Below are 3,381 nucleotides of genomic sequence, written 5' to 3'. Positions count from 1 at the left end.
CCCCCCCCCCCCCCACCGTGCTCCTCAGGCCTTCCGATACGTGTACGCCTCCGCCGCCGCGGCCTCCACCGCCGCGAGGTCCGCTCCCGTCGACGCCGTGACCACCGCGGCGACCGCGCCCTCCACGAACGGCGCGTCCACCAGCCGAGTGTGCTCCGGGAGTTCGTCGCCCTCGGCGAGCAGTGCCTTCACGGTGAGCACCGCGCTGCCGAGGTCGGTCAGGACGGCGACCCCGGCGCCGCGGTCGACGGACGCGGACGCGGCGGCGATGAGTTCGGCGCTCGTACCGAGACCTCCGTCCTCCGTGCCGCCCGCCGGGGCCACGGCCACCGCACTGCCGGCGCCCGCCAGACCCTTCGCCAGCTCGGCCACCGACGCCGCCACCTGAGCACTGTGCGACACCAGGACGATGCCCACCAGTTTCCCGCCGTCACTCATCGGACGCCTCCCCGGCCTCGGAGACATCGACGAGGCCTGCGATCAGCAGGGCCGCAGAGGTGGCTCCGGGATCCTGGTGTCCGATGCTCCGCTCACCCAGGTAACTGGCCCGGCCCTTGCGGGCCCGCAACGGTGTCGTGGCCACCGCACCCTCCTCGGCGGCGGCCCGCGCCGCGGTGAAGGAGTCGCCGAGCGCTTCCACCGCGGGCACCAGCGCATCGATCATCGTCTTGTCGCCCGGCGCCGCGCCCCCGAGTTGCCGCACCGCGTCCACCCCGGTGCGCAGTGCCTCGGCCAGTTGCTCCCTGCTCACCTCGGTGGCGTCACCGAGGGCCTTGCCCGTGCGGCGGAGCAGCGTCCCGTACAGGGGCCCGGAGGCGCCGCCCACCGTCGAGATCAGCAGCCGCCCCGACTGGGTCAGCACCGCGCCGGGCGTGGCGGGCGGCTCCTTGTTCAGCGCGGCCCGCACCGCGCTGAACCCGCGCTGGAGGTTGCTGCCGTGGTCGGCGTCCCCGATGGGCGAGTCGAGAGCGGTGAGCCGCTCCGCCTCACGGTCGACGGTGACGGAGGTGACCGCCATCCAACGGCGGAAGAAGTCGGCATCGAGCACTGGAACTCCTCGCGTACTAGGCACTGTGAACCAACTACCCCGGTGGCCCTCACATGCCCCAGCGCAGTCCCGGGGTCTTCACCGGCGCGTCCCACAGCCGAAGTGTCTCCTCGTCGACCTGGCACAGGGTGACCGAGGCGCCCGCCATGTCGAGCGACGTCACGTAGTTACCGACGAGGATCCGGGCGACGGGGACGCCGCGCTCGCCGAGAACCCGCTGCACCTCGGCGTTGAAGCCGTACAGCTCCAGCAGCGGGGTCGCGCCCATCCCGTTGACCAGGACCAGGACCGGATTACGAGGGGTGAGATCCTCGAGGATCGCATCGACGGCGGCCTCGGCGATCTCGCCCGAGGTCATCATCGGTCGCCGCTCCCGGCCCGGTTCGCCGTGGATGCCGATGCCCAGCTCCAGCTCGCCCGCCGGCAGATCGAAGGTCGGGCTGCCCTTGGCGGGCGTGGTGACGGCGGTCAGGGCCACACCGAAACTGCGGGAGTTCTCATTGACCTGCCGGGCGAGAGCCTCCACCCGCTCCAGCGGTTGCCCCTCCTCGGCCGCGGCGCCCGCGATCTTCTCCACGAACAGCGTCGCACCGGTGCCGCGCCGGCCCGCGGTGTAGAGACTGTCGGTCACCGCGACATCGTCGTCGACCAGTACCTTCGCGACCTGGACGCCCTCGTCCTCGGCGAGTTCGGCGGCCATGTCGAAGTTGAGCACGTCGCCGGTGTAGTTCTTCACGACGAACAGCACCCCGGCCCCGCTGTCCACGGCAGCCGCCGCCCGCACCATCTGGTCGGGCACGGGAGAGGTGAACACCTCTCCGGGACAGGCCGCCGAGAGCATCCCGGGACCCACGAACCCGCCGTGCAGCGGCTCGTGTCCGGAGCCCCCGCCGGAGACCAGACCCACTTTCCCGGCCACGGGAGCGTCCCGCCGGACGATCACCCGGTTCTCCACATCCACCGCAAGCTCGGGATGCGCTGCCGCCATCCCCCGCAAGGCATCAGCGACCACGGTCTCCGGCACATTGATCAACATCTTCACGGGTGTCTCCTAGGAACTTAGCAGGTGAGCCTTAGACCTGTGTTTTTGCTGGTCAGAGCAGGTAGGGGAAGTTCTCGATCTTGACGGTCCGTGGCGGTCGTGAGCGGACTGCGGCGGTACTGATGCTGACTTGACACTGGCTTTGGTGACGGTCCGTCAGGTCTGCTGGGTGGTCGGGTGCGGGCCGGCTGAAGTCTTCTTGTCTGAAGTATTGACCTTGCGGGAGCGAAGGTCACGTACGCGGGCGCTCAGGTGTGCCCGGGCGGTGGGACGGCCCGCCGCCTGCGCCGTGCGGCGGGCCGCGATGAGGACGGGGCCCGCGCGGCCGACGCGGCAGTGCCGGGGAGAGGCTCTGCCGTGAAATTCAGGAAGAGAACGCTCGAATCTCTTGGTGACCCGGTGTGCGAAAACCTCGGCTCCGACGATCCCGGCAGCTGATCGAAACCGAAGTGCTTCCTTTATCGGTCCGGCATGTACATCACCAAATTCTTCGCCGGGCCCGGCCCGAACTGGGTACACGACGGCTCGCCCCGGCACCGTCGGGTGGCCGACGTCCTTGAAACGATGCAGGCCTAGCCGCACGGCGGTCCTGCTCAGCCCCGGAGTCCTTCCGCAGGCTCATCGATCACCGGATGAGTCCTGTCGACGCCCTCACCATGGGGCCGAACCGGCCGACCGCGCTACGCCGGCTCAATCAAGCACTCATCCGGGAAGGTTTCGAAGCGTTCTGCGCCGCCGATGGACACTGCTGTCTCCGCCACCTCGTGACGAAGAGCGTCCCGGCCCTGGCGGCACACCCGCACCGCCCCTTCACTGCTGCAGAGGTGCATCGCTGTGCCGACCTTGCCGCGTACCTCGACGGGTGCAGTGAGGACGAGCTCCTCGAGGAAGCGCTGCTCCCGCTGTCGGCAGGGTTGGGTTTTCTTGGTCAACTCCGTACCTGGGGCTGGTGATGCAGATGTGGGGAGCCACCCCGCATGCGCGGGGACCACACGAACGACGGCGGCACTGGGGGCATGTCGTCGGGGTCATTCCTGGATGCGTGGAGGTCACGCCTCGAACATGATCCAGTTGTTCTGGAACTGGATCGGCCGCACCCAGGAGGAGATCGAACAGGCCCGCCGGGACTGGATGGAAGGCACCCGCTTCGGCGAGGTGAAGGGCTACGACGGTGCCCCGCTGCCGGCCCCCGAGCTCCCGCCGGTGCCGCTGAAGCCGCGCGGAAGGGTGCGTTGACCTGACCCTATGAGGACCGGGCCCCCTTCCCTGCTCAGCCCAGCGGTGCCTACCG

4 protein-coding genes and 1 pseudogene are annotated in these 3,381 nt (G+C 69.7%); 2 read left to right on the top strand and 3 right to left on the bottom strand.

All coding sequences use genetic code 11. The features are described from left to right. Positions 1 to 24: 24 nt before the first annotated feature. Genes ACFP2V_RS16630 through dhaK form a run of 3 tightly spaced genes read right to left on the bottom strand, consistent with a single transcriptional unit; the run spans position 25 to position 2,090 of the window. The gene (locus ACFP2V_RS16630) at positions 25 to 438 is read right to left on the bottom strand and encodes a PTS-dependent dihydroxyacetone kinase phosphotransferase subunit DhaM (protein WP_381212218.1); all 414 of its coding nucleotides are present in this window, start codon (positions 436 to 438) and stop codon (positions 25 to 27) included. Then, complete coding sequence (gene dhaL, locus ACFP2V_RS16625; protein WP_381212215.1) at positions 431 to 1,048, bottom strand: dihydroxyacetone kinase subunit DhaL; 618 nt, start codon at positions 1,046 to 1,048, stop codon at positions 431 to 433. Before dhaL ends, ACFP2V_RS16630 begins: the two co-directional genes overlap by 8 nt. Positions 1,049 to 1,097: 49 nt before the next feature. Next, complete coding sequence (gene dhaK, locus ACFP2V_RS16620; RefSeq protein WP_381212211.1) at positions 1,098 to 2,090, bottom strand: dihydroxyacetone kinase subunit DhaK; 993 nt, start codon at positions 2,088 to 2,090, stop codon at positions 1,098 to 1,100. 632 nt (positions 2,091 to 2,722) lie between these two features. Here dhaK and ACFP2V_RS16615 point away from each other — a divergent pair. Beyond that, positions 2,723 to 3,043 (top strand): hypothetical protein, encoded by a 321-nt coding sequence (locus tag ACFP2V_RS16615; RefSeq protein ID WP_381212208.1) that lies wholly within the window; start codon positions 2,723 to 2,725, stop codon positions 3,041 to 3,043. A 118-nt stretch (positions 3,044 to 3,161) separates the two neighbouring features. Next, positions 3,162 to 3,326 (top strand): annotated as a pseudogene (locus ACFP2V_RS16610) (pirin family protein); the annotation flags it as partial. Positions 3,327 to 3,381 lie beyond the last annotated feature (55 nt).

Source organism: Streptomyces incanus (genome assembly GCF_042656345.1).
Classification (GTDB): domain Bacteria; phylum Actinomycetota; class Actinomycetes; order Streptomycetales; family Streptomycetaceae; genus Streptomyces; species Streptomyces incanus.
This window is presented reverse-complemented; position numbering and strand designations above follow the sequence as displayed.

Excerpts from the sequence above, each read along its gene's own strand:
- ACFP2V_RS16615 (WP_381212208.1), top strand. The coding sequence starts at position 2,723 with ATGAGTCCTGTCGACGCCCTCACCATGGGGCCGAACCGGCCGACCGCG.
- ACFP2V_RS16630 (WP_381212218.1), bottom strand. The coding sequence starts at position 438 with ATGAGTGACGGCGGGAAACTGGTGGGCATCGTCCTGGTGTCGCACAGT.